Annotated in this window: 22 protein-coding genes, 2 tRNA genes and 1 riboswitch; of the genes, 11 read left to right on the top strand and 13 right to left on the bottom strand. The window is 45.8% G+C overall.

What is annotated here, in order from left to right:
• Positions 1 to 36: 36 nt before the first annotated feature.
• The 5 genes from rarD to tpx all read left to right on the top strand — a co-directional run bounded on the left by rarD (position 37) and on the right by tpx (position 5,718).
• On the top strand, positions 37 to 945 hold the full coding sequence (gene rarD, locus AB4486_RS22205; RefSeq protein WP_017061330.1) for an EamA family transporter RarD: 909 nt from the start codon (positions 37 to 39) through the stop codon (positions 943 to 945).
• 86 nt (positions 946 to 1,031) lie between these two features.
• Positions 1,032 to 1,826, top strand: coding sequence for an AraC family transcriptional regulator (locus AB4486_RS22200; RefSeq protein ID WP_017065745.1), 795 nt, complete (start codon positions 1,032 to 1,034; stop codon positions 1,824 to 1,826).
• A 98-nt stretch (positions 1,827 to 1,924) separates the two neighbouring features.
• Positions 1,925 to 2,587: a LysE family translocator gene (locus tag AB4486_RS22195; protein ID WP_017061328.1), complete on the top strand. Its 663-nt coding sequence runs from the start codon at positions 1,925 to 1,927 to the stop codon at positions 2,585 to 2,587.
• Between the two features lie 91 nt (positions 2,588 to 2,678).
• A complete protein-coding gene (ggt, locus tag AB4486_RS22190; protein WP_372084320.1) occupies positions 2,679 to 4,436 on the top strand; it encodes a gamma-glutamyltransferase in 1,758 nt (585 codons plus the stop codon).
• 784 nt (positions 4,437 to 5,220) lie between these two features.
• Entirely contained in the window at positions 5,221 to 5,718 is a 498-nt protein-coding gene (gene tpx, locus AB4486_RS22185; RefSeq protein WP_372118648.1) for a thiol peroxidase, read from the top strand.
• A gap of 172 nt (positions 5,719 to 5,890) precedes the next feature.
• On the opposite strand, the gene uvrD is transcribed toward tpx, so the two are convergent.
• On the bottom strand, positions 5,891 to 8,065 hold the full coding sequence (gene uvrD / locus AB4486_RS22180; RefSeq protein WP_017062987.1) for a DNA helicase II: 2,175 nt from the start codon (positions 8,063 to 8,065) through the stop codon (positions 5,891 to 5,893).
• 263 nt (positions 8,066 to 8,328) lie between these two features.
• On the opposite strand from uvrD, the gene AB4486_RS22175 reads away from it, so the two are divergent.
• From AB4486_RS22175 to AB4486_RS22160, 4 genes are all read left to right on the top strand, one after another.
• Positions 8,329 to 8,589 (top strand): DUF2282 domain-containing protein, encoded by a 261-nt coding sequence (locus AB4486_RS22175; RefSeq protein ID WP_004736650.1) that lies wholly within the window; start codon positions 8,329 to 8,331, stop codon positions 8,587 to 8,589.
• A gap of 64 nt (positions 8,590 to 8,653) precedes the next feature.
• Complete coding sequence (locus AB4486_RS22170; protein WP_017061324.1) at positions 8,654 to 9,514, top strand: DUF692 domain-containing protein; 861 nt, start codon at positions 8,654 to 8,656, stop codon at positions 9,512 to 9,514.
• Complete coding sequence (locus AB4486_RS22165; RefSeq protein WP_372106623.1) at positions 9,511 to 10,278, top strand: DNA-binding domain-containing protein; 768 nt, start codon at positions 9,511 to 9,513, stop codon at positions 10,276 to 10,278. Before AB4486_RS22170 ends, AB4486_RS22165 begins: the two co-directional genes overlap by 4 nt.
• A gap of 1 nt (position 10,279) precedes the next feature.
• Positions 10,280 to 10,738 carry a DoxX family protein gene (locus tag AB4486_RS22160; RefSeq protein ID WP_017061322.1) on the top strand — a complete coding sequence of 153 codons (459 nt, stop codon included), beginning with the start codon at positions 10,280 to 10,282 and terminating at the stop codon, positions 10,736 to 10,738.
• 99 nt (positions 10,739 to 10,837) lie between these two features.
• Here AB4486_RS22160 and AB4486_RS22155 read toward each other — a convergent pair whose 3' ends face one another.
• Both AB4486_RS22155 and AB4486_RS22150 read right to left on the bottom strand, forming a co-directional pair.
• Positions 10,838 to 11,119, bottom strand: coding sequence for a hypothetical protein (locus tag AB4486_RS22155; protein ID WP_009848181.1), 282 nt, complete (start codon positions 11,117 to 11,119; stop codon positions 10,838 to 10,840).
• A 102-nt stretch (positions 11,120 to 11,221) separates the two neighbouring features.
• Positions 11,222 to 12,421: a multidrug effflux MFS transporter gene (locus AB4486_RS22150; RefSeq protein WP_029235524.1), complete on the bottom strand. Its 1,200-nt coding sequence runs from the start codon at positions 12,419 to 12,421 to the stop codon at positions 11,222 to 11,224.
• Between the two features lie 101 nt (positions 12,422 to 12,522).
• Between AB4486_RS22150 and AB4486_RS22145 the strand changes: the two genes are divergently transcribed.
• Both AB4486_RS22145 and AB4486_RS22140 read left to right on the top strand, forming a co-directional pair.
• Complete coding sequence (locus AB4486_RS22145) at positions 12,523 to 13,464, top strand: LysR substrate-binding domain-containing protein (protein ID WP_017061320.1); 942 nt, start codon at positions 12,523 to 12,525, stop codon at positions 13,462 to 13,464.
• 122 nt (positions 13,465 to 13,586) lie between these two features.
• Positions 13,587 to 15,377, top strand: a complete 1,791-nt coding sequence (locus tag AB4486_RS22140) for an aminopeptidase P family protein (RefSeq protein WP_372118644.1) — start codon at positions 13,587 to 13,589, stop codon at positions 15,375 to 15,377.
• A 114-nt stretch (positions 15,378 to 15,491) separates the two neighbouring features.
• On the opposite strand, the gene thiH is transcribed toward AB4486_RS22140, so the two are convergent.
• The 10 genes from thiH to AB4486_RS22090 all read right to left on the bottom strand — a co-directional run bounded on the left by thiH (position 15,492) and on the right by AB4486_RS22090 (position 24,288).
• Positions 15,492 to 16,604, bottom strand: a complete 1,113-nt coding sequence (thiH, locus tag AB4486_RS22135) for a 2-iminoacetate synthase ThiH (protein WP_372118641.1) — start codon at positions 16,602 to 16,604, stop codon at positions 15,492 to 15,494.
• Positions 16,605 to 16,611: 7 nt separating this feature from the next.
• The gene (locus tag AB4486_RS22130) at positions 16,612 to 17,376 is read right to left on the bottom strand and encodes a thiazole synthase (RefSeq protein ID WP_102428195.1); all 765 of its coding nucleotides are present in this window, start codon (positions 17,374 to 17,376) and stop codon (positions 16,612 to 16,614) included.
• A gap of 2 nt (positions 17,377 to 17,378) precedes the next feature.
• Positions 17,379 to 17,588 (bottom strand): sulfur carrier protein ThiS, encoded by a 210-nt coding sequence (gene thiS, locus AB4486_RS22125; protein WP_017061316.1) that lies wholly within the window; start codon positions 17,586 to 17,588, stop codon positions 17,379 to 17,381.
• A complete protein-coding gene (locus AB4486_RS22120; RefSeq protein ID WP_017062994.1) occupies positions 17,585 to 18,367 on the bottom strand; it encodes a HesA/MoeB/ThiF family protein in 783 nt (260 codons plus the stop codon). The genes thiS and AB4486_RS22120 overlap by 4 nt, the downstream gene beginning before the upstream one ends.
• Entirely contained in the window at positions 18,357 to 19,649 is a 1,293-nt protein-coding gene (locus AB4486_RS22115) for a thiamine phosphate synthase (RefSeq protein WP_017061314.1), read from the bottom strand. Before AB4486_RS22115 ends, AB4486_RS22120 begins: the two co-directional genes overlap by 11 nt.
• Positions 19,649 to 21,598, bottom strand: a complete 1,950-nt coding sequence (thiC, locus tag AB4486_RS22110) for a phosphomethylpyrimidine synthase ThiC (protein ID WP_017062996.1) — start codon at positions 21,596 to 21,598, stop codon at positions 19,649 to 19,651. Before thiC ends, AB4486_RS22115 begins: the two co-directional genes overlap by 1 nt.
• 130 nt (positions 21,599 to 21,728) lie before the next feature.
• A riboswitch (TPP riboswitch) is annotated at positions 21,729 to 21,827 on the bottom strand.
• 62 nt (positions 21,828 to 21,889) lie between these two features.
• Positions 21,890 to 22,273 carry a fluoride efflux transporter CrcB gene (gene crcB, locus AB4486_RS22105; RefSeq protein ID WP_004736665.1) on the bottom strand — a complete coding sequence of 128 codons (384 nt, stop codon included), beginning with the start codon at positions 22,271 to 22,273 and terminating at the stop codon, positions 21,890 to 21,892.
• Between the two features lie 100 nt (positions 22,274 to 22,373).
• Entirely contained in the window at positions 22,374 to 23,756 is a 1,383-nt protein-coding gene (locus tag AB4486_RS22100) for a multicopper oxidase family protein (protein WP_372118636.1), read from the bottom strand.
• Between the two features lie 319 nt (positions 23,757 to 24,075).
• Positions 24,076 to 24,152 (bottom strand) — tRNA-Trp (locus AB4486_RS22095).
• A 59-nt stretch (positions 24,153 to 24,211) separates the two neighbouring features.
• Positions 24,212 to 24,288 (bottom strand) — tRNA-Asp (locus AB4486_RS22090).
• Positions 24,289 to 24,342: the final 54 nt, after the last annotated feature.

Raw genomic sequence — 24,342 nt, 5'->3', positions numbered from 1 at the left:
TCTTATTAATAAGCACTCAGTGCTAGAGAAAGATGCATGACACAGGAAGAACAACAACGTACGCGCCAAGGAGTTTTGCTTGCCGTCGGCGCTTACACAATGTGGGGTATCGCCCCTATATATTTCAAATCTTTAAGTGACGTTTCCCCGTTAGAGATCCTCAGCCACCGTGTAGTATGGTCTTTTTTCCTACTCGCTTTCTTACTGCACATTGGCCGCAGCTGGCGTAAAGTCCGTGACACCCTGACCTCAAAACCAAAAATGCTCTATTTGGTGGCGACATCTATTTTGGTGGGTGCAAACTGGCTGATCTTTATCTGGGCGGTGAACTCCAATCACATGCTCGATGCCAGTTTGGGGTATTACATCAACCCGTTGATTAATGTATTACTTGGGATGCTCTTCCTCGGCGAACGCTTACGTAAGCTGCAATGGTTTGCAGTGGCTCTTGCTGCGATTGGCGTATTAATCCAATTGATTGCCTTCGGCTCAGTACCGATCGTCGCCATTGCCCTAGCCTTTAGCTTTGGCTTTTATGGCTTGCTGCGTAAGAAAGTCAGCTTAGAAGCACAAACGGGTCTGTTCATTGAAACTCTGGTGATGCTGCCTCTAGCCGCAACCTACTTACTGTTTATTGCCGATAGCCCGACCTCAAACTTATCGATGAACCCGATGCAACTCAACCTATTACTGGTTGCTGCCGGTGTGATCACCACGGTTCCATTGCTGTGTTTTACTGGCGCTGCAACTCGCTTGAAGCTATCAACACTCGGTTTCTTCCAGTACATCGGTCCAAGCTTGATGTTCTTACTGGCGGTTCTGATCTACGGCGAAGCCTTTACCTCAGATAAAGCGATCACCTTTGCTTTCATATGGGGAGCACTGGTTATTTTCAGCTTTGATGGCCTGCGTAACAACAAGAAGAACAAACGCGCGAAACAGTGATATTGATCGTTTTTTACAAGACAATCCCTTAATACGCAGATAAGCTTGGTTGAATTGATGACTATTTGACCAAGCTTTTTTGTACCATGGATAAAGTCCACTACTACTCTACCCCAACAGAAGATATCAGCCTGATCCAAGCTCAATACCAAGAGTTTGCTTTTCAGCGTCACTATCATTTGGACTTTCACATCGGCTTAATTACCCAAGGGCAGCAAAAATTCGCCTATAAAGGGGCGAGCCACCATGTCGGTGCAGGCCAAGTGGTTATCATGCCACCTGATGAGCTGCATGATGGGCACTCCAAACTCGATTCAGGTTATCAAGTCAGTGTGTTTGCAGTTTCTCCTCAATGGTTTCAAGATCTTGCCGATCCCAAGCAAAATGGTCACACATTAGGCTTTTCTGAGTTGATCCTCTCCGATCAAGCTGCGTTTTTACAATTACGCAACTTACACGGCCTGTTAATCAATCAAAGCATCAGCCAACTCGCTCAAGATTGCTTACCATTCGAGGGGTTCTCAACGATTGTCGATCGTTATGCAAAATTTGGATCGAAGAGTGACATCAAACTGGGTAATCAATCGATTAATACACTCAAAGACTATTTGATGGCGAATTTGGACCAGCCAGTGCGATTAGAACAACTGTCTGAGCTGTGCGGCTTAACCACAACTCAATTCCAACGCCACTTTAAGAACAGAATGGGCATCACCCCTTACGCGTGGCTGAGCCGTTTACGTATGGAACAGAGCATGCGCCTGATTAAATCTGGGATCTGTGGTACTAAAGTCGCGCACCAAGTAGGCTTCTATGATCAAGCACACTTCTCCAAGGCATTCAAAACCACATTCGGCGTACCACCCTCACAAATCAACTAAGTGTTGATAATTTACAATTGCTCGATTTCAAATCGCGGTAAGCTACGCTCAATACGATTACTTATTTAATAATAGCGGCAACGTTATTGAGAACTGACATGAACGAAGTCACCATACTGATCACCCTCGCCTCTATCCATTTCATCGCTTTGATGAGCCCCGGCCCTGACTTTGCGTTAGTCGTGCAAAATGCGACACGCCACGGCAGACAAACAGGCTTGTACATTGCGCTTGGTTTATCTTGCGGGATCTTACTGCATTCGTTGCTCAGCCTGACGGGAATCAGTTACCTAGTCCACCAGCAACCAACCCTATTTGCCATTATCCAGTTGGCTGGCGGTAGCTACTTGCTGTACTTAGGCTACGGTGCACTTAAAGCAACCTGGCAAATCATTCAGAACCACGACGATGACGACGATACCGTCAATGCCAAAGATCTGATTCTGACCAACAAGCGTCAGGCATTTTCGAAAGGGTTTGCGACCAATATTCTCAACCCAAAAGCTTTGGTGTTCTTTATTAGCTTGATGTCGAGCTTAGTGCCTGCCGACATGTCTCTATCAGGTAAAGGCTTTGCGCTTATTATCTTGTTTGGTCTGTCTCTGTTTTGGTTTTCACTACTGGCGTGGATGCTTTCGACTAAGGCTCTACAGAAGAAACTTAGCGAAGCAACGGTATACATCGATGGCTTATGTGGCGTGGTATTCAGCCTGATTGGCGCGAGTATTCTTTGGCAGTCGCTGTCCGGTTTAATCGCTTAAATTCGAATCAAGATTACAATTCGTTAACAACGCACTGGCTATCTAATCTTTCCGCTGCCAATCTAGCTCTGCATATTAAAAGGAGAAGATCATGCAGTGGAAAACAAAACTAACAACCCTCGCCACTTCTACCCTACTTTTTGCCTCTCACGTCAGTTGGGCAAATCAAGCTGCCGATTCCGTCGCACCCGAACAAAGTAGTGGTTTAGAAACCAAACAACTCGTTAAAGCCAACGATTGGATGGTCACCGCAGCCAACCCTCTTGCAACACAAGCCGGTGCTGATGTACTTGCCCGTGGTGGTAACGCAATTGACGCCATGGTTGCCGTGCAGCTTATGCTTGGCTTAGTGGAACCTCAGTCATCAGGTATTGGTGGCGGCGCGTTCCTTGTCTATTTTGATGGCAAAGACAAACAGCTCAAGACCTACGATGGCCGTGAAACTGCGCCACTTGATGCCACCCCACGTCTATTCCAAGACGAAAACGGACAACCGCTTAAATTCTATGATGCCGTGGTTGGCGGTCGTTCTGTTGCCACGCCGGGCACGGTGCAATTGCTGTGGGACACTCACCAGAAATACGGCAAGCTCGAATGGGCATCACTGATTAAACCTATCGCTCAGTTAGCTGAAGAAGGTTTTACTATCAGCCCACGTTTAGCCACCTTGATCGAAAACGACCAAGAACGTCTGAGCCGCTTTGCGACAACTAAAGCCTACTTCTTCAATGCCGATGGCAGCCCGAAAGCCGCTGGCACGCAACTTAAGAACCCTGAATACGCGGCAACGTTACACGCTATCTCGAAGGATGGTGCTAAAGCTTTCTACCAAGGTGAGATTTCTGCCGACATCATTAACACAGTACAAACAGCGAAAGGTAACCCGGGCGTATTGGCACAGAGAGATTTCGACGCCTATTCGATCAAGCAGCGCGAACCGGTTTGTTCTGCTTATGAAAGCTACCAAGTGTGCGGAATGGGTCCACCAAGTTCAGGTGCATTAACGGTTGGGCAGATCTTAGCGATGACCGAGCAGTTTGATCTTAAATCATGGGGACCAAACGACGCGAAATCTTGGCAAGTGTTAGCAGACGCTTCTCGCCTAGCCTTTGCAGACCGTGGTATGTACATGGCGGATCAAGATTATGTGCCAATGCCTACCCAAGGGTTAGTGAATACTGACTATTTGCAGGAACGTGCTCAGTTAATTACCGCAGGTAAGGCATTGGCAAGCGCATCTTCAGGCACACCGCCGTGGGATCACGCGATGCAGAGAAGCCAAGATGTTTCTATTGAATTGCCGTCCACCAGCCACTTCAATATTGTCGATAGCGATGGCAATGTCGTTTCGATGACCACCACCATTGAGAATGCCTTTGGCTCACGCTTGATGGTTAGAGGTTTCCTACTCAACAACGAACTGACGGATTTCTCATTCAAGACCCATAACGATGGTAAGCCTATCGCCAACCGACTTGAACCGGGTAAGCGTCCGCGCTCTTCAATGGCACCGACCATCATCATGCAAGGCGATAAACCTTACATGGCGATTGGCTCTCCCGGTGGCAGCCGTATCATAGGTTATGTAGCACAAGCGATCATTGCGCATACCCAATGGGACATGGATATTCAGCAAGCCATCAACCAACCGCACTTCCTAAACCGCTTCGGTACTTTAGATTTGGAAAAAGGAACATCGGCGGAAAACTTCAAACCTGAGCTAGAAAAGATGGGATTTGAGGTCAACGTTCGCGATCTTAACTCTGGTTTACACGCGATTCGCATCACAAAAGATGGTTTAGAAGGCGCTGCAGACCCTCGTCGTGAAGGTGCAGCCATTGGTCAGTAGGGAATAATCCTCCCTTTTTACTCGCGGCCTTGTGCGAGATCTCTCACAAGGCAGTGAGTAAATATCGATATTTGATGACGAAATTAGTCACCTCGATAACGTAACCAATTGAAATTAAACGATACGTACGTTTATCATTCAAATAATTATATAGAAATTCGCTTATGCACCATTGCTGATAAATAAGGAATCGGTAATATGAATGGTGTCGGAAGGATGCTGACACGGAACAGGAAACGCCAAGGACTTGGTTATCTTCAGGATGAAGATTCGATTACTCAGGATGAATAATCGGCATGGATAGCGAAATGGACATTGAATGGACGCAATAGTAACTAGGATGGTTGCTACTAAGGAAAGACAATGGACACCTCTGGACGAGGAAAGGACTGAACATCAGGATGATGTAAAGGACACCGCTCAAGGAACAAGTGACGCGCGCTAACGAGGATTGTTGGCAGATCAGGATAAGATCAAGGACACCGCTAGGAAGGCGATGAAAGGAATACGCTGAAGGATAACAGCACACTATCATGGATTTGATGCATGGAGCACACTTAGTAGCCGGATTGCTGCGAGTAAGACTATAGACCCCGATGAGCGCAAGCTCTCGGGGTTTTTCTTTATCTGTCGTTTCACTTATTCCTCTCTCAAACAAATAAATCAAAGACCTTTAATTACAATTCTGACATTTAAAGCATTCACTTCTTAACCACTTCCGAGTAACGTAAGTCTTACTAGGCTCAACTAGTTTCATAACCATAATTAAACTAAGGACAAATTCATGTCACACGTTACCTTCAAAGGCGCTGCTGTACCACTAACAGGCACATTCCCACAAACTGGCGAACAAGCACCAAGCTTTGCACTGACTGCAGGCGACCTTTCTGAACTGACTCTTGCTTCTCTTGAAGGCAAGAAAGTGGTTCTAAACATCTTCCCAAGCATCGACACAGCAACTTGTGCAACGAGCGTACGTACGTTCAACGCAAAAGCAGCAGAACTTGAGAACACGGTTGTGGTTTGTATTTCTGCTGACCTACCATTTGCTGCAGGTCGCTTCTGCGAACTAGAAGGCATTGAAGGCGTTCAACACGCTTCAACTTTCCGTTCTCCTACATTCGCATCAGACTACGGCGTAGCGATTGCTGAAGGTCCACTAGCAAGCCTAACAACACGTGCAGTTGTCGTTGTTGATGAAAAGGGTGTGGTAACACACAGTGAGTTGGTTGCAGAGATCACTGAAGAACCAAACTACGAAGCGGCACTTGCAGCACTGTAAGTCTCCTTTCTAGGCAGGAATGCCTTAAGCTCGGAACCTGCCTATTTAGACTGGTTTCGAGCAATAAAAAAGAGCAGCCATTGGCTGCTCTTTCTGTTTTTAATGCGGATTACTTTTGAATGCTGAACGGTTTTTAAAGACCAAACTGCTTTTTAGATATTAAAGTAATAGATTAAAGCTGCTCTAAACGCGCGTAAGCCGTTACTAACCACTTAATCCCTTCACCATTAAACGCCACTTGAACTCGGCTTTGTGGGCCACTTCCTTCGAAGTTGATGATGGTGCCTTCACCAAACTTAGGGTGCTTCACGCGAGAGCCCAAGCTAAAGCCTGTTTCATTGAAGTTCTCTTTCACAGCGGTTTGGCTAAAGCGACCACTGCTTGCAGGGCGGCTGACTTGCGCTTTCATACGCACTTCATCCAGACAGGTTTCTGGCAGCTCACGAATAAAACGTGATGGCTTATGATATTTGTCCTGACCGTACAGACGACGCATCTCAGCATAAGTGATGTAAAGCTTCTCCATCGCACGGGTCATGCCTACGTAACACAGGCGACGCTCTTCTTCTAAACGCCCCGCTTCTTCGGCCGACATCTGGCTTGGGAACATGCCTTCTTCGACACCCACCATGAACACCATTGGAAACTCTAGGCCTTTAGCACTGTGCAAAGTCATTAACTGAACCGCATCGTCAAACTCATCGGCCTGACCTTCACCCGCTTCCAAAGCTGCGTGAGTTAAGAACGCCGTCAGCATGCTCATCTCATCCGCTTCTTCCGGCTTTTCAAACTGGCGCGTTGCCGTTACCAATTCTTCCAAGTTCTCGATACGTGCCTTCGACTTCTCACCCTTCTCTTGCTCGTACATAGCAAACAGACCCGACGATTTAATCACGTGGTCGGTTTGTTCATGCAGGCTAAGTTCCAACGTGTCATCTTCAAGCGCATTAATCAGCTCGATAAAACGACTTAATGCGCCCGCAGCACGACCGGGTAGCACTTGCTCTTCTATCAAAGCAACACTGGCTTCCCACATGGTTGCACCACGATCACGAGCAGCAAGACGAATCGTTTCTAACGTTTTATCACCCAAGCCACGCGTTGGCGTATTAACCACACGTTCAAACGCGGCATCATTATTGCGGTTGCTCATGAGGCGCATGTAGCTCAAGGCGTCTCTGATTTCTTGACGCTCGAAGAATCGCATGCCACCGTAGATTCGGTAAGGCAGGCCACCTTGGATAAGCGCTTCTTCAAGCACACGAGATTGGGCGTTATTACGATAAAGCATCGCGGTATCTTCTAACGCACCGCCTTTCTCTTGCCACTCTTTGATTTTGCTGACCGTGAAACGCGCTTCATCTAACTCGTTATAAGCTGAGTAAACTGAGATTGGCTCGCCATCGTTGCCATCGGTCCACAGCTCTTTACCCATACGTTCGGTGTTGTTCGAGATAAGCTCGTTCGACGCCTGCAGAATGGTTTTAGTTGAACGGTAGTTTTGTTCAAGTCGAACCGTCGAAGCTCCTGGGAATTCATCCAAGAACTTCTGAATATTTTCGATCTTCGCACCACGCCAACCATAGATAGATTGGTCATCATCACCTACGATCATCACGCGACAATCTGGGCCAGCCATCATCCGAAGCCAAGCGTATTGGATGTTGTTGGTATCTTGGAATTCATCGACAAGGATATGCTTAAAGCGTGCTTGGTAATGCTCTCGAATGTGTTTCTTATCGCGTAATAGTTCATGCGATCTCAGCAAGATTTCCGCAAAGTCGACCAAACCAGCACGGTCACATGCTTCTTGGTAAGCAGAATAGATCTTTAACCACGTTTGAGTTATTGGATCATGGTAGGCGTCAATGTGACTTGGGCGTAACCCCTCGTCTTTCTTGCCATTGATCCACCAAGAAGCTTGCTTAGCAGGCCACTGCTTTTCATCAAGGTTTTGCGCCTTGATTAAGCGGCGTAGCAAACGAATCTGATCATCAGAATCAATGATCTGGAAATCTTCTGGCAGTTTTGCATCTAGGTAGTGAGCACGAAGGATGCGGTGACAAATACCGTGGAAGGTGCCGTTCCACATGCCTGACGAACTACCCATCATCAACTCTTCAATACGACCACGCATCTCTGCTGCCGCTTTGTTGGTGAAGGTAACCGACATAATAGAGAACGGCGATGCTTGCTCTACGCTTTGCAGCCAAGCGATACGATGCACCAACACTCGCGTTTTACCACTGCCTGCACCTGCCAGAATAAGTAGGTTTTCTAAAGGTGCCGCGACCGCCTCACGTTGTTTATCGTTTAGGCCATCGAGTAAAAGCGAAGGATCTATCATTGGATATGCTCACTACTGGGTATTTATACATAAAAGTTGATTATAACCTAAACACTAGGCTGCGTTTAGGATAATAAGAAGAAAAAACAATCAAAAATTAACATCATTAATTCAATAACTTAAGAGATGAAACATCATTAATATTGATAATTTTTATAATACCGTGAAATTATTTCCCGGTTGTTCCTATCCTTTTTAGTAAGCAAGTTAACAATCCATTAACCTGCGATATAAAATACTATTAAGTCCTAGAGGGAATGACTATGAAAAATTCTAATCTTGCTGTTACAGCTGCAATCACAAGTGTACTAGCGTTCGGCGGTGCAGTTCTTACATCAGCACCTGCGGAAGCAGCAGCAAAAGAAAAATGCTACGGCGTGGCAAAAGCTGGCCAAAATGATTGTGCAACCAAAACAAGCTCATGTGCGGGTACAGCAAAAGAAGACAACCAATCCGATGCGTTCGTAGTCGTACCTAAAGGGCTATGTGGCAAATTATCAGGTGGTAACACTCAATCATCATAATTGAGCTGCTTAGTATGGTGAGCTGACATTCAGCTCACCTCCACTTCTTGTTAGGAGAATCGTTGTGACTCAAACTCTTCACCCCTACGCAGGGGTTGGCCTTAGAACACCGCACTTGGACTTCTTTAGCCAAAATCCAGCCTTAGTAAGTTGGTTAGAAGTTCACAGCGAGAACTACTTCTTAGCTCAATCACCGCAACGACAACAACTCAGAGAAATTCGTCACGCACACAACATCAGTTGTCACGGTGTTGGGTTGTCGCTAGGTTCTGTTGAGCGCATCAATCAACATCATCTTGTGCAATTAAAAGAGCTCATTGATGATATCGAACCCTTCTTGGTTTCTGATCATCTCAGTTGGAGTCAGACAGGTGGTCATTACTTCAATGACTTGCTACCGCTGCCTTACACAGAAGAAGCATTGGAAGTCTTCTGTCGTAATGTCATCGAGGTTCAAGACAGCTTGCAACGCCCGATGTTGATTGAGAACCCATCGAGCTACCTATCCTTCAAGCATTCTACTATTCCTGAGTGGGAGTTTTTGGCTGAGGTACAAAAGCGTACTGAGTGTCGCCTACTGCTCGATTTCAATAATATTTTCGTCTCATCTTTTAATCATGGCTTTAGTTGTGAAGAGTACTTAAACGGAATACCAGCAGACAAAGTTGAAGAGATTCACTTGGCAGGTTTTACCAAAAAGAAGCTTGAACAAGGTGAGATCTGGATAGACACACACAGTAAACCTGTCTGTGACGAAGTGTGGAAACTCTACACTGACTGGGTTGCACAACATGGTTTGCGCCATACCTTGATTGAGTGGGATCTCGATATCCCAGAGCCACAAGTTTTATTGGCTGAAGCAACCAAAGCCAGTGATATCTTGTATCAACACGACAAGTTCAACCAAAGGAGTCGCGCCTCATGAGCCACTCCCTAGCAGAGGTTCAATTGGAGTTTGCTAACGCCCTACGCTATCAAAACAATAGTGAGTACTGCGACATAGTGAGCGACCATTTTACCGATGAACAACGCATCCAGATTTACCGTAATAACTTTGTGATCAGCTTGAGCGAAGTTCTGGCAGCAACCTACCCACTCACTGAAATGTTGGTTGGTGAAGAGTGCTTCCAACAGATGGCTCGTCAACATGTCTTACATTATCCATCGACCTCTGGTGATGTCAGTGGTTACGGTGAACACTTTGAACAGACTATCCAAGCCTTTCCTGCCGTTATTGAGGCTGCACCTTATCTCGGTGAAGTGGCTTTGTATGAATGGCAGAAAGATAGCTTGGTAAGGTTTTCGTCACAAGCACATGTCGACCAGAGACATCTTTCTTGCCTTGCAGATGTACCACAAGAGCAACAAGGCGCTTTAGTCTTTCATCTCAAAGATTCAATAACACTGATTCATTCTAGTTACACGATTATCGCGCTTGAACACGCCATCTATCAGCAGCAACTTGATGGGCTAGACATCAACCAAGCTGAATTTGGGGTGTTAATCCGAGCTGAGAATTCACAGGTTGAGAGCCATAGTTTGAGTGAAGAGAGCCACCAACTCCTCACTGAATTGCAATCAGGTCGAACACTCTCAGCAATCGATCCTTTATTACTACAACATCTGAATACTGTTATGGCGCTAAACGTCATCTCAGGTTTTTCAATCAATGCCGAATTGGAGGCATAACATGGATAACAACACAGTCACGAACATGATGGCTCAATACGACAGTTTGATTGAGAAATCACAGGCACTTTTTGTTCCAGTGCTTCTACTATTTTGTCGCCTTTGGGTGGCGTGGGTATTCTTTAATTCTGGACTCACCAAGATAGCTACTTGGGATAGCACGCTTTACTTGTTTGAATTGGAATACCAAGTGCCACTGCTACCTTGGGAATTGGCTGCTTACATGGGCACTGCCGCTGAGTTAATTCTACCGATGTTTTTAGCGCTCGGTTTATTAACACGACCTATGGCTGCGGTGTTGTTCGTTTTCAATATCATTGCTGTCGTGTCTTACCCTGTATTGTGGGATCAAGGCTTCTACGATCATCAGCTTTGGGGGTTAATGATTCTTATCGTTGTCGTGTGGGGCGCAGGACCATTCTCACTTGATAGAGTTTTGAAAGCGCAGTTCAGGAATTAAAATAAGTTTTCACCTCTTTTGAACTGCTAAAGCTAAATGCTACAGCCCAAACGCAAGAAACCACTCAATTGAGTGGTTTCTTTTTTAACTGGGATAAGCTTACTTATTTAGAAAAGCTTGTAGCTCTTCAGCAGAGATGCCTTGCTCTGCAAGTTCTTTTGCCAATAGCTGAACCTGCTCACCCTTACGAGACTCTACCACACGCTGAAATTGGTAAATGATATCTCGCAAAGTATCGATTGGAACTTGTTTTGCCGCACTGCGAATACGCTCTTCACTTTGGTTGCCTAGCTCTTTAAGCAGTTTACCAAACATGACCTTTTCAGGTGCATCTTCCATTTGTTCTAAGACGCGCGCCATTTCGTAGGTTGTTAATGACATTACAGTATTTTCCGTTGGGGACTAACGTTTCAATGAGTGACAAATATACCATGTTTTAACGTTTCGAAAACCGCCATTTGTATATTTTGTCACCCTTGTAACTTATGCCTTAGCAAACGTCGTGTGCCAAGACTTACCCGCTTTGCTCGCAAGCACTAATAACGCAGGAACAATCAGGAACATTTGCAGAGCAATCATCACTTGCGACGTTAAATCAAGACGTTGCATGGTACCCACAAGAAGCCCTGAACCGCTCATTTGGAACAAGCCAAGCAGCGCAGCAGCTGTACCCGCACGGTCACCGAAAGGTTCTAGAGCTTTACCTGCCGCAGCACCAAGAATCCAAGCAAAGCCAACTGACGATAAGAAGATCGGTAGCATGAACGCGATTGGAGTAGCGTGCTCAGCAAGCACCAACATAATCACACCCGCTAAGCCCAGCGTCGAGATACCAACCACCAGTGCTTTATAGGTACCAAAACGGTCCATAAATTTAGGTGCAGTAAACGCAGCTGCAATGTTGATGGCCGCATTAACACCAAACCAGAAAGTAAACTCTTTCATGGTCAGGCCTAGGTTTTCCATCAACACAACTGGTGCAGAGGTTACATAAGCGAGGATAACCGCCATCGCCATCAGACACAAGGTTGCGTGGAAAAGGAATGATGGTGTTTTCAATACTGACCAGTATCGCTCAAGCTTGAATACCGCAACCTTTTCTGTCGCAGGGTTAGACTCTTTCATTTGGAAGAATAAGATAGTGCCAACAACGACAGCAAAGCCTGCCATAAAGCTAAAGTTCGAGCGCCAACCAAATTGATGTGTTAACCAAGCGCCAAGAATGGGTGCCAAAGCAGGAATAAAACAGATTGCACCATTAAGGTAGCTGATCATACGGCCACTCTTCTCTGGGCCAAATAGATCGCGAACCGTTGCAAAGGCTGCTACAGAAGTCGCACAAGCTCCTAAGCCTTGTAGCAGCCGAGCCATTAGCATCATATCAATCGATTGAGCTGCCCACGCCAAGCAAGCACTCAATGCATAGATACTAACACCTCCCAATGCAACGGTTCGACGTCCTAGCTTATCAGCCAAAGGGCCAGCAAATAATTGCCCGACACCCATGGCGAATAAAAACCAGGTAATCGTATCTTGTGCTAGTGCATGTTCCACGTGAAACGCTGTCGAAATTTGTGGCAGAGCTGGTAGGTAGATATCAATAGCCAGAGGGCTAAATAAAACCAACATTGCCAATAAAGCAACCTGCAGTTTACTAGGGGTTGGAAGCGCGTTAGAAGGCACAAGATTCTCCGAATGAGTTAATTTAGGTGCATAATAACCAACTAAAGATATGAACAAAAATGGCATATACTCATTAGCATTATTCCAAATAGGAAACTCATATGAATATTGAGAAACTATCGCGCCTCGACCTCAATCTATTAGTTTGCTTGCAGGTGCTGATGGAAGAGCTAAGTGTGACTCGCACCGCCCACCGATTGTGCCTAAGCCAGTCAGCGGTTAGTAAGTCATTGGCCAAACTTCGTGAGCAATTTAATGATCCCCTTTTCACGCGAAGTGCTCATGGTCTGCGACCAACACCAAAGGCGGTCTTTCTCAAACCTCGATTAGAAACGCTGATCAACCAACTTGATGTGCTCACCCAACCAGAGACCTTCATTCCCAACAACAGTGACCACAGTTTTCACATTGCGGCTGTTGAGAGCGTTTACCCACTTATTCTTCCCCACTTTTTACCAGCGATATTTCGACAAGCCCCTAAGGTGAATATCAACACCCACGCTTGGACGGAGCAAACCTTTAAGAAGCTGCAGCTCGGTGAGCTCGATATCGGACTCACAGGTAAAGACATCGACATCAACGACGCACGTTTAACTATGCTGCCGCCAGATGATATTTGCGAGCAAGAGATCTACCGTGACGCGCAGATGTGTGTGCTAAGACGCAACCACCCCGCTCTGAATGGCAAATGGGATCTGGAAACCTACCTTGCACAGCGTCATGTACAAGTAAGATGTGATGGTAACGATCGTTGGCTGCTCGACTATAAGCTTGCCGACCTTGGTCACCAACGTGATATCGCTATTTCTGTTCCAGACTTCAATAGCGCCGCAAGCCTATGTACCTACACCGACTTTGTGTTTACTGCACCAAGCCACTTTACTTACCTCGTCGCCAAGCAACTCGACTTAGTGGTTGTCCCTTTACCGATGGAATTCCCACCGATGGCATACACTCTGTTTTGGCACCGTGACAGAGAAAATGACCCAGCGTTAACTTGGCTACGAGATATCATCAAAGAAAAAACTCTGCACCTTAGATAAAAATGGCGTACAGCGTTTGCAGCAAACGAACAAAAGCGCTAGCTTATTGACCTAATAAGTCCCCTCGCATGTATATCGACTGTGAGTGTTAACAAGGACCCTAACAATAAGGATAAACACAGATGCACAATATCACTGCTGAACGCGTTGCTGCGGTTCGAGCTTGGCTTGAAACAAACAACCTAGATGCCGTTATCATTCCACACGAAGACGAATATCTAGGTGAATACGTTCCTGCTCATAACGAGCGACTTCACTGGTTAACAGGTTTCACTGGCTCTGCAGGTGCCGCTGTTATCACTCGTGAAACTGCTGCTATTTTTGTTGATGGTCGCTACACCGTTCAGGTTCGTAAGCAGGTACCAGCAGAGTTATTTGAGTATCGCCACCTTATTGAAGAACCGGCTTTAGATTGGATCATCAACTCATTGCCTCAAGGTAGTAAGGTTGCATTCGACCCACGCATGCACACCGCTGCTTGGTTGAAAGGCGCACAAGCAAAACTAGCGGAGAAAGTTGAGCTAACAACGTTATCAGCAAACCCGATTGATGCGCTTTGGTCTGACCGTCCTGAGCCTGTTGTATCTGATGTTCGCCTAATGGCAACAGATGCCGTTGGTCAATCAAGTGAAAGCAAACGTGCGGAGATTGCTGGCTTACTAAAAGCAAAAGGTGCGGACGCCGCTATCCTTACTGAGCTGGATTCAATCTGCTGGTTACTCAACATTCGTGGTTTAGACGTATCTCGTCTGCCGGTTGTGTTATCTAATGCAATCATTCACGCCGATGAAAGTGTCGATTTCTTCTTAGACCCCGCTCGTATCCCTGCAGGCTTTGAAGCGCACGTTGGTAATGGTATTCGCGTATCTCACCCATCAGAGCTTGAAGCACGCCTTCAATCTTTGGAAGGCAAAAATGTATCTGTCGATTCAGGTACCAGTAACGCTTGGTACACGCTGGTTCTACAAAACTCTGGTGCTCATATCATTGAAGCAGCAGACCCATGCCTAATGCCAAAAGCAGCAAAGAATGAAACTGAAATTGCCGGCATGAAAGCGTGTCACATTCGTGATGGTGTTGCGATGGCGAAGTTCCTATCTTGGATTGATGCAGAAGTCACGCAAGGTAATCTGCACAATGAAGCTGTGCTAGCAGACAAAGTTCAATCATTCCGCGAACAAGACCCAACGCTGATGGACCTAAGTTTTGACACGATTTCAGCAGCAGGCGGCAACGCAGCAATGTGTCACTACAACCACGAGAACCAACCTGAACCAGGTCAGTTAGAGATGAATACTCTTTACCTAGTCGATTCAGGCGGTCAGTACCTAGATGGTACAACCGACATCACTCGAACTATCGCGATTGGCCAGCCAAGCGACGAAATGATCCAGCAGTTCACGTTAGCGCTTAAAGGTCACATCGGTATCGCGCGTGCACGTTTCCCACAGGGTACTCGTGGTTTCCAACTTGATATTCTAGCTCGCCAACACTTATGGGCAGAAGGCTTCGACTACGACCACGGTACTGGTCACGGTGTTGGTCATTTCCTAAGTGTTCATGAAGGTCCGCAAAGCATCTCTAAGAAGCTAATCGATGTACCTCTTGTTGAAGGCATGGTGTTATCAAACGAGCCGGGTTACTACCGTGCAGATGAATTTGGTATCCGTATCGAAAACCTAGAACTGGTGGTTGAGCTGCCAACTCAAGGTGACTTCTCAGTACTAACGTTTGAGTCGCTAACACGTTGCCCTATCGATAAGCGCAACATCAACGTCGATTTACTGACACGACCTGAACTTGCATGGCTTAATGATTACCACCAGAAAGTATGGAACGATGTTAGCCCATTAGTTGAAGGTGATACATTGGAATGGTTACGCCAATCAACCACTCCACTTGCTCATGCTTAATGCTTAGCTAATTCAAACTTAATGAAATGAAAAACGGCTACCTTAGGGTAGCCGTTTTTATTTGTCGATTTAACTTCGTCGATGTTTCACGTGGAACATAAATCTGTGTGTTCGCTAACCAGAGTAAGCACTGTGCCAGTCTCGCCACACAGGATCAAAACCACGTTGACGAATCATTGACTCAACATCGGCAGCACTTCGCTCATCACTTATTTCAAATTGCTCGAGTTCTTCTTCATCAGAAGCATAACCACCAGGCTGGGTTTTAGACGCAGCCGACATACTGGTGATTCCCAATGGCAACACATTGTCGCGGAAAGCTGCAGACTCACGAGTCGAGAGAGACAATTCAACCTCAGGGTTTAATAAGCGATACGCACAGATAAGTTGAACCAACTGTTTATCACTCATAATCGATTTAGGCTGCAAACCACCCTCACACGGACGAAGATGTGGGAATGAAATCGAGTAACGTGTTTGCCAATAAGTACGCTCAAGATAGTCTAAGTGAGCGGCCACGAAGAAACAGTCGGTACGCCAATCTTCCAAGCCAATCAAAGCGCCAATACCTATCTTATCAATACCCGCTTTTGCCAAACGATCGGGCGTTTCGAGCCGGTATTCAAAATCCATTTTATTGCCACGCAAGTGGTGTTCCGCGTAGGTACTTGGGCTATACGTTTCTTGGTAAACCATCACCGCATCTAAGCCGAGAGTTTTAAGCTCTGCGTAGTCATCTTGATCAAGCGGCTGCACTTCCATCGCAAGATAGTTAAATTGTGCCTTAATATTCGGTAGCACTTCACGGAAGTACTTCATCCCGACCTTGGTTTCATGTTCACCAGTCACCAACAATACACTATCAAACTTCATCTTTTTGATAGCGGCACTTTCAGCATCGATTTCATCTAAAGTAAGTGTGCGACGCTTAATGCGGTTCTCCATTGAGAAACCACAATACGTGCACGCATTCGCACATAAGTTTGAGAGGTACAATGGAATATACAACGACATTGTATTGCCGAATCGCTTGCGTGTGAGTGCCAACGATTGTTGCGCCATCTGCTCTAAGTAAGGTTCTGCTGCCGGAGAGATAAGAGCCTTAAAGTCTTCCAAGTCGCGTTTAGGTTTACTCAGAGCGCGCTCAACATCCGCTGCCGTTTTACTGAAGATGGACATACCAATGTCATCCCAGTTGAGCTGTTTAAATCGATCAACAAACGTCATAAGGACACTACTCGTCTAGGAATGAAGTTAGCGGACTAGAAGCAACCGCATGAGACACCTGTCCAGCAAGACCAGAAAGGTAAGCCATACGGCCAGCTTCAACTGCCAGTTTAAAAGCAATCGCCATATCAACGGGTTGTTGAGAAGCCGCAATTGCAGTATTAACTAACACGGCATCCGCGCCCATTTCCATTGCACGAGCAGCATGAGATGGCGCACCAATACCAGCGTCAACAATCACAGGGACGTTCGCTTGGTCGATAATGATCTCTAAGAAGTCTGCCGAAGCGATACCTTTGTTCGACCCAATCGGCGCACCTAGCGGCATAACCGCAGCACAACCCACCTCTTCCAATCGTTTACACAACACTGGGTCAGCATGACAGTAAGGCAACACAACAAAGCCATCTTTAACCAGTTGCTCAGCCGCTTTTAATGTCTCAATTGGGTCTGGCATCAAGTACTTTGGATCAGGGTGAATTTCCAGTTTGAGCCAGTTTGTGCCTAGCGCTTCGCGAGCCAAATGCGCAGCAAAGATGGCATCCTTCGCGTTCTTCGCCCCGGAGGTATTTGGTAACAAGTTCACGCCAGCATCAATGATGGGCTGTAAAATATCATCTTGCTCAGAGCGAATATCAACTCTCTTCAACGCCATGGTTGCCAGTTGAGAACCGGAAGCTTCGATAGCACTCGCCATTAAATGTTTATTCGCGAACTTGCCCGTTCCAGTAAAGAGTCGTGATTGAAATGTTTTATCTGCGACAGTTAACATAGTTAGCCTCCTGCAATAGCTTGGAAAAGAGAAATAGCATCGCCTTCATTGACGACCCTTTGTTGCCACTGACTTCGCGGGACAACCGCATTATTGATAGCAAAGACACAACCCAGATCGGGTAGTGAAAGCGCTTGGATGATATCCGCTAGAGACGACGATTGTGCAACCTGCTCTGGTTGCTCATTGATAGAGATCGTTATGTTGCTCATTGGGTTTCTTCTTCTAAATAGTTAACTGTAGATGTGCAGCAAACGGGGCATTCACTATCTTGAGTGACACTTAAGTTTTGCCAGTTCATCGTCTGACCATCAAACAGTTTGAGCTGATGTGTTGCAACCTGGAACTCGCCAGTGCTAATACGTTGAATCGCTGCCAGTGCTTGGAGGTTGCCTATGGTGCCAACAACTGGGCCGATGATGCCGCTATCGCTACAACGTGTCGTTTGTGGATGATGACTGAACGGGAACAAACAGTGATAGCACCCTTTCTGCATCTGATAATCAAAGACAATAAACTGACCTTTCCATCCGATCGCAGAACCAGAAACCAAAGGTGTCTTGCTACCAAAACATGCTTGGTTAACCTGCTGACGTGACTCAAAGTTGTCAGTACAATCCAACACCAAATCAGCGAGCATCACCTCAAGCTCAAGCTGGCTCTGAGTCATTCGCCTATTGATGGTTCTCACTTGGTTTCGACCATTAAGCTCAGTCAGTTTTTGCTTCAGAGCTTCGACCTTAGGCGAACCTAACTGGCTTTCCTTGAACGCAACTTGTCGTTGAAGGTTAGACGAATCCACACAATCATCATCAACTAATACGATTTTCCCGATACCGGAAGCCGCAAGATAGAGAGCCGCAGCATTGCCTAAGCCACCACAACCGATGACCAATACATGGCTATCTAATAGATTGCGTTGCCCTTGCTCACCCACTTCAGGAAGTGCGAGTTGTCGTTGATAACGAATGAATTCGAAATCATTCAGCATGACTTAGCTCCTGAGTTACCTCTTTAGCAGCACCTGAAGAACGGTCAGCCATTAATGCTTCGAAGAACTCAATCACTTGTTTTGGGTCTTCGGCTAACGTAATCGCACGTACAACAGCAAGGCTCGATACCCCACAACTCCACACCTGTGCGGCCGTCGACTGGTCAATTCCACCAATCGCAACTGTCGGATAACCGGTGAGTTCTTCTGTGTATGGGATAGTATCAATCAACTGCTGATAGAGAGATAAACGCACAAGTCCTTGAGGCTTCGATGGCATCTGCTTAGTGGTGGTTGGGAATATATGCCCCAGCGCAATATAGCTTGGGTTGATTTGCACAATGCGTAGCAACTCGTAATAACCATGAGTCGATAGACCGATCTTAATACCAGCTTGGCTCAGTTGAGATAGGTTGGATTCTTCGATGTCCTCTTGCCCCAAATGAACACCAAAAGCATCATGCTTAAGTGCCAATTGCCAATAGTCATTGATAAAAACCTGAGCGTTGTGCTCTCTACCGAGTTCGATAGATCGCGCGATTTGTTGTTCTAAATCTGCTTGCTGTGGGTTCTTAATACGCAGTTGAACTGTGTTAATTCCAAGCTTGAGCAGCCTTTCGATCCACTCAACATCATCAACCACTGGGTATAGTCCTAGGCTACTCTTACTCAATTCCGGGAACGACAGTGATGTTCCTTGGTGCGCCCAACCAACACTAATATCCAGTCGCTCATCTTCGAGAACGGGAATAGGAAAGTTTTGATAGTTTGCTGGCCATGTTCCACGTGAAACACTAGATGCTGCGCGAGCTAAAACCAGTGCATCTTCTAATGGGAATTCCAACGCCAACAAAGTAAGTAACCAAGCAAAGTGGCCACGACTATCTAACTCCTGATGAGCTGGAGTTTCACTCTTGATAGCACGATTAGAATCTAGCTGTGACCAGATATCCAATGCAGCTGAGTCATCTAAGACACCGATATAGATGGTATTCGGAGTTTGTGCCAAGGCATCGCGGACACCAGCTAGCGCCACTGAATGACTGTAATAAACGATATGATCAAGCTCACTTGAGCGACACTCCGCCAATGAATCAACATCATGAGCAAAACCAATAGATAACGCTTGCTGAGCATCAACGATAGAGAAGCATTGAGTTGGGCTTACACCCAACTCAACTGCATCGGTTGCCAAGCCTTGTCGCTTAGCAACCAATAGACAGCTTTGCACCTCTCCCGTTAGCTCAATATTTTGAGATGGGATAAGAATCTTCACTGTCATTATTCCTCTAATTGAGCTTCTTTTGCGCCTACTGCTGGGTGATAAAGTTCAGAGCCAGTATCACGGAACTCTTGTGATTTCTGACGCATCCCTTCCAACGGATTATCAAGCATCTTAATCTCGATAGCCTGATCAGCAGCCACTTGTTCAGTGTCTTTCGCGTACTCTCGAACTTCTTGAGAGATCTTCATTGAACAGAATTTAGGTCCACACATAGAGCAGAAGTGAGCAACCTTGCCCGATTCTTGTGGCAGGGTTTCATCGTGGAAAGAACGGGCTGTTTCTGGATCTAAAGCTAGATTAAATTGGTCTTCCCAACGGAATTCAAAACGAGCTTTAGATAATGCATTATCTCGGATTTGTGCGCCCGGATGCCCTTTTGCCAAGTCTGCTGCATGTGCTGCCAGCTTGTAAGTAATCAAGCCAGTCTTCACATCTTCTTTATTTGGTAAGCCCAAATGCTCTTTAGGTGTTACATAACAAAGCATCGCACAGCCGTACCAACCAATCATCGCCGCGCCAATACCAGAGGTAATGTGGTCATAACCCGGTGCAATATCAGTGGTCAGCGGGCCTAACGTATAGAAAGGCGCTTCATGGCAGTGCTCTAACTGCTCATCCATGTTCTCTTTAATAAGATGCATAGGTACATGTCCAGGACCTTCAATGATCACCTGAACATCGTATTCCCAAGCCACTTTAGTTAACTCACCTAGAGTACGTAACTCCGAGAACTGAGCCTCATCATTGGCATCTGCAATAGAGCCAGGACGTAGGCCGTCACCTAGTGACAAAGCCACATCGTACTTCGCACAGATCTCACAGATCTCGCGGAAGTGTGTGTATAGGAAGCTTTCTTGGTGATGTGCAAGACACCATTTCGCGATAATAGAGCCACCACGAGAAACAATACCTGTCACACGCTTAGCCGTCATAGGAACATAACGAAGAAGCAAACCAGCATGGATAGTGAAGTAATCAACGCCCTGCTCCGCTTGTTCAATCAAAGTATCGCGCATCACTTCCCAGTTAAGGTCTTCGGCTACGCCATTCACTTTCTCAAGCGCCTGATACATAGGAACCGTACCAATCGGCACTGGGCTATTACGTAGGATCCATTCACGAGTCTCGTGGATATTACGGCCAGTAGAAAGATCCATTACGGTATCGCCGCCCCAGCGAGTCGACCATACTAGCTTCTCAACTTCTTCTTCAATCGAAGAGCTTACAGAAGAGTTACCGATATTGGCGTTCACTTTCACTAAGAAGTTTCGGCCAATAATCATAGGTTCTGATTCTGGGTGGTTGATGTTTGAAGGGATGATAGCTCGGCCTTCAGCGACCTCTTTACGCACGAACTCAGGGGTAATTTCTTTTGGCAGGTTTGCGCCAAAGTTATGGCCTGGGTGTTGGTGATTAAGCTGTTCATCAGCGAACTTCTGACGCCCCATGTTCTCACGTATCGCAATGTACTCCATCTCAGGAGTGATAATTCCCTGACGAGCATAATGCAGTTGAGTTACACATTGGTCGCCAGTAGCGCGACGAATTCGAGGCAGGTTTCCGTAACGAAGGTCGTCTAGGGTTTCATCTTCTAAACGTTCTTTGGTGTAAACAGAGCTTACATCATCGAGCAATTCCGTATCACCACGCTCTTCAATCCATTGCTCTCGCAACTTAGGAAGGCCACTATAAAGGTCTATTTCATGCGTAGGATCGGTATAAACACCTGAGGTGTCGTAGACATGAATTGGCTCATTAGGTTCGAATACAGGCTCTTTTTTGGTGCCACCAACAAGGCTATCTGCGAGGGATATTTCTCGTACAGGGACTTGAATGTCCTCTCGAGACCCTTGGATGTAAGCTTTTTTTGAGTTTGGATAAGGTTGTACAGATAAAGAATCAATGAAATTCTTCGCTTCCAGTCTTGCTTGTTTACGACTCGACATAGCATTTTTCCTTGGCTTTTAGCCATTATTTATAGGGATAAAAATGCTTGACGGATAAGATGCTACAAGAGGGATCACAGCAAGAAAATGCAGTTGTGATCTGGAGATAGATCTCTAGAAGGATTCTAGTTAGATATCTACTCTTGTTCCCTTCGCAGGTATTAGCCTGATCAGGTTCAACGGATCCCGAGTTAACGGTCTCAGCCATATGGCACTCCGACAAGTACGATCGAGTATATAAAAACGGCTTGGATAAACCAAGCCGAGTTGTTAACAAATCGTAAGAAAGTTTTAAGACTTTATCAGAAGTTGGAAGCCGATCCATGCGGCTGAAATACTGAGAACCACATTGAGCAGTACATTGAGCCCCATCTTGAAGAACGCACCCTGCTGCATAAGAAGCACGTTATCCATCGAAAACGTAGAAAATGTCGTCAGGGCTCCAAGGAAACCAAGACCGATAATTTGTCTCCACGGCTCCGTCGCAACCATCTCATTTTCAAACGCGGCGATGAGCAATCCCATAATCAAAGAGCCAATTACGTTAACAGTCAGCGTACCGTAAGGAAAACCACGCCCTAACATCACAACGCATAACTCTGAAATCAAGTAACGTGAACAAGCACCAAACGCGCCACCGATGGCGATAAAACCTAGAATAGATAACTGACCCATGAATCCTCCCAAACAATAATCCCTATATTCTAGCTTTAACGCCGATAAAAGCGAGGGTAGAAACTAAGAATGCATGCGCAAATATTAAACGTTACAGGTGTCACTTAACTTCAATATATCCCATCAATCCTGTTTTCATGTGCTCAATTACATGACAGTGGTACATCCAGCGTCCGGGGTTGTCTGCAACAAATGCAGCTTTAGCTCGGCCATTTTTTCCAAGTAACACTGTATCGGTATGGAAAGGCTCTTCAATTTTTTTACCATCAAGTTCCAATACAGTAAATGTATGACCATGAATATGAATCGGGTGATGATATTGAGTGACGTTCTTAAGATCGAATATGTAAGTCTTACCCAACTCTAAAGTCGCCAATGGTTCAGGAATATTGTCTTTGCTCATTCCTTCCCATGCTCTTTTATTTGTTAGCCAAAACTTAGGCATCGATTTTCCATCTTTGGATACTGGAGAAACAGCCCCTTCCCATTCAAATAAAAAGTCGATCTCTTCAGCATTAGCAAGATCTAGGTTGGGCACTGGATTCAATGGTAGTAATGGTAACGAACGTCCTTGAGCAAATGCTGAATCTACGACTTCAAATTCACACAAAGAAAATGGGAAACGCCCCTTCATATGGAGAACGTTAACTCGCTCACTAGCTTTAGGAGCGATCAGTCCGATATCAACACGCATCCCTGGACCGATTTTATGTTGAGTCAGTTTGTAAGGCGTTTTTACAGGGCTACCATCGATGGCAATCACCCATGCCTCAGCCCCTTCGATAGCAATAGGATAAGTGATCGTATTATCGACATTCGCGATACGCAGTCGAGTCGTTGCGTGCTGCTTTAATTGGTATACAGGTTCATGAACACCATTAACGCTACTCCACTCTCCTGGAGTGCCCATACGAGCACTGAGTCTTGGAATCATTAAGTCTTTCCATTGACCTTGCTTATCGATATGCCAATGTTTAAGCATCAATGCGTGTTCTTCATCGAACCGTATTGGATTACTCTCTTCTACGATAATAAGGCCAACTAAGCCCATACCAAGCTGTTTAACGCTATTCATATGTGGGTGATACCAAAATGTGCCAGCATCTGGCGGCGTAAACTCATAAATGAATGTTTCACCTGGCATGATCGGTGGCTGACTTAAGAAGGGAACACCGTCCATTTCGATAGGAATTCTTAAGCCATGCCAATGGATAGTCGTCGGCTCTGATAGCTTATTCGTAAAACGAATTGTGACCTTTTCACCCTGTCGACATCGAATCGTCGGAGCTGGGATCTGTCCATTAAAGGCTAAGACATTGGTATCAAATCCCGCTACTAACTCAGCCGTTGAAGGTTCAGCAGTTAAGTCATAAACATACTTTCCTTGCTCATCAGCAGACCGCTTCATTGAACAAGCGGGTAGTACTGTTAATGCAGATATAGCGAGAGATGATTGAATAAACTTACGACGGGAAATATCCATATTTGTTGCCTTTTAGTAATAACGACCAAAATGTAACAAAATATTGAGAATAATTCTCATAAAGAAGTGTGGATTGTGTTGTTAATTGCTTATAAAAGAGACTGAGATAAGTAAGCACTTACATTTCTAAGACAATATTCTATTCAAGGTAGGTAATTATCAATTAAAAATCGAACAAATATAAATCAAAAAGACTCTAGGATTTCTGCTTCGATGGGGATCAATATAGTCGACTTGGCTGACACTCCGGTCCTCAACGTCACTTTGAAAAAGTGACAGATACAAAAAAGCTCCAGCATTTCTGCTGGAGCTTTAAATATGGCAGGGGTGGAGAGATTCGAACTCCCAACACGCGGATTTGGAATCCGCTGCTCTGCCAATTGGAGCTACACCCCTAAAACTTTCATTACTTCAGATTCGAAAAAACCTCGCACTAGGCGAGGTTATCGAATAAGTGGCGGAGTGGACGGGACTCGAACCCGCGACCCCCGGCGTGACAGGCCGGTATTCTAACCAACTGAACTACCACTCCGCAGTGGAATACTTGTCGTCGCTGACAAGTGTTCAAATTTAAAGCCTGGCGATG

Source organism: Vibrio sp. 10N.222.55.C6, assembly GCF_041473395.1.
In the GTDB taxonomy this organism is placed as follows: Bacteria; Pseudomonadota; Gammaproteobacteria; order Enterobacterales; family Vibrionaceae; genus Vibrio; species Vibrio crassostreae_C.
This window is presented reverse-complemented; position numbering and strand designations above follow the sequence as displayed.

Coding starts and splice junctions, on each gene's coding strand:
- AB4486_RS22145 (WP_017061320.1), top strand. CDS start 12,523: ATGAATATTGAGAAACTATCGCGCCTCGACCTCAATCTATTAGTTTGC.
- AB4486_RS22120 (WP_017062994.1), bottom strand. CDS start 18,367: ATGCTGAATGATTTCGAATTCATTCGTTATCAACGACAACTCGCACTT.
- ggt (WP_372084320.1), top strand. CDS start 2,679: ATGCAGTGGAAAACAAAACTAACAACCCTCGCCACTTCTACCCTACTT.
- AB4486_RS22165 (WP_372106623.1), top strand. CDS start 9,511: ATGAGCCACTCCCTAGCAGAGGTTCAATTGGAGTTTGCTAACGCCCTA.
- AB4486_RS22200 (WP_017065745.1), top strand. CDS start 1,032: ATGGATAAAGTCCACTACTACTCTACCCCAACAGAAGATATCAGCCTG.
- AB4486_RS22100 (WP_372118636.1), bottom strand. CDS start 23,756: ATGGATATTTCCCGTCGTAAGTTTATTCAATCATCTCTCGCTATATCT.
- AB4486_RS22155 (WP_009848181.1), bottom strand. CDS start 11,119: ATGTCATTAACAACCTACGAAATGGCGCGCGTCTTAGAACAAATGGAA.
- AB4486_RS22175 (WP_004736650.1), top strand. CDS start 8,329: ATGAAAAATTCTAATCTTGCTGTTACAGCTGCAATCACAAGTGTACTA.
- rarD (WP_017061330.1), top strand. CDS start 37: ATGACACAGGAAGAACAACAACGTACGCGCCAAGGAGTTTTGCTTGCC.
- AB4486_RS22195 (WP_017061328.1), top strand. CDS start 1,925: ATGAACGAAGTCACCATACTGATCACCCTCGCCTCTATCCATTTCATC.
- thiH (WP_372118641.1), bottom strand. CDS start 16,604: ATGACGTTTGTTGATCGATTTAAACAGCTCAACTGGGATGACATTGGT.
- crcB (WP_004736665.1), bottom strand. CDS start 22,273: ATGGGTCAGTTATCTATTCTAGGTTTTATCGCCATCGGTGGCGCGTTT.
- AB4486_RS22160 (WP_017061322.1), top strand. CDS start 10,280: ATGGATAACAACACAGTCACGAACATGATGGCTCAATACGACAGTTTG.
- uvrD (WP_017062987.1), bottom strand. CDS start 8,065: ATGATAGATCCTTCGCTTTTACTCGATGGCCTAAACGATAAACAACGT.
- AB4486_RS22140 (WP_372118644.1), top strand. CDS start 13,587: ATGCACAATATCACTGCTGAACGCGTTGCTGCGGTTCGAGCTTGGCTT.
- AB4486_RS22130 (WP_102428195.1), bottom strand. CDS start 17,376: ATGTTAACTGTCGCAGATAAAACATTTCAATCACGACTCTTTACTGGA.
- thiS (WP_017061316.1), bottom strand. CDS start 17,588: ATGAGCAACATAACGATCTCTATCAATGAGCAACCAGAGCAGGTTGCA.
- AB4486_RS22115 (WP_017061314.1), bottom strand. CDS start 19,649: ATGACAGTGAAGATTCTTATCCCATCTCAAAATATTGAGCTAACGGGA.
- tpx (WP_372118648.1), top strand. CDS start 5,221: ATGTCACACGTTACCTTCAAAGGCGCTGCTGTACCACTAACAGGCACA.
- thiC (WP_017062996.1), bottom strand. CDS start 21,598: ATGTCGAGTCGTAAACAAGCAAGACTGGAAGCGAAGAATTTCATTGAT.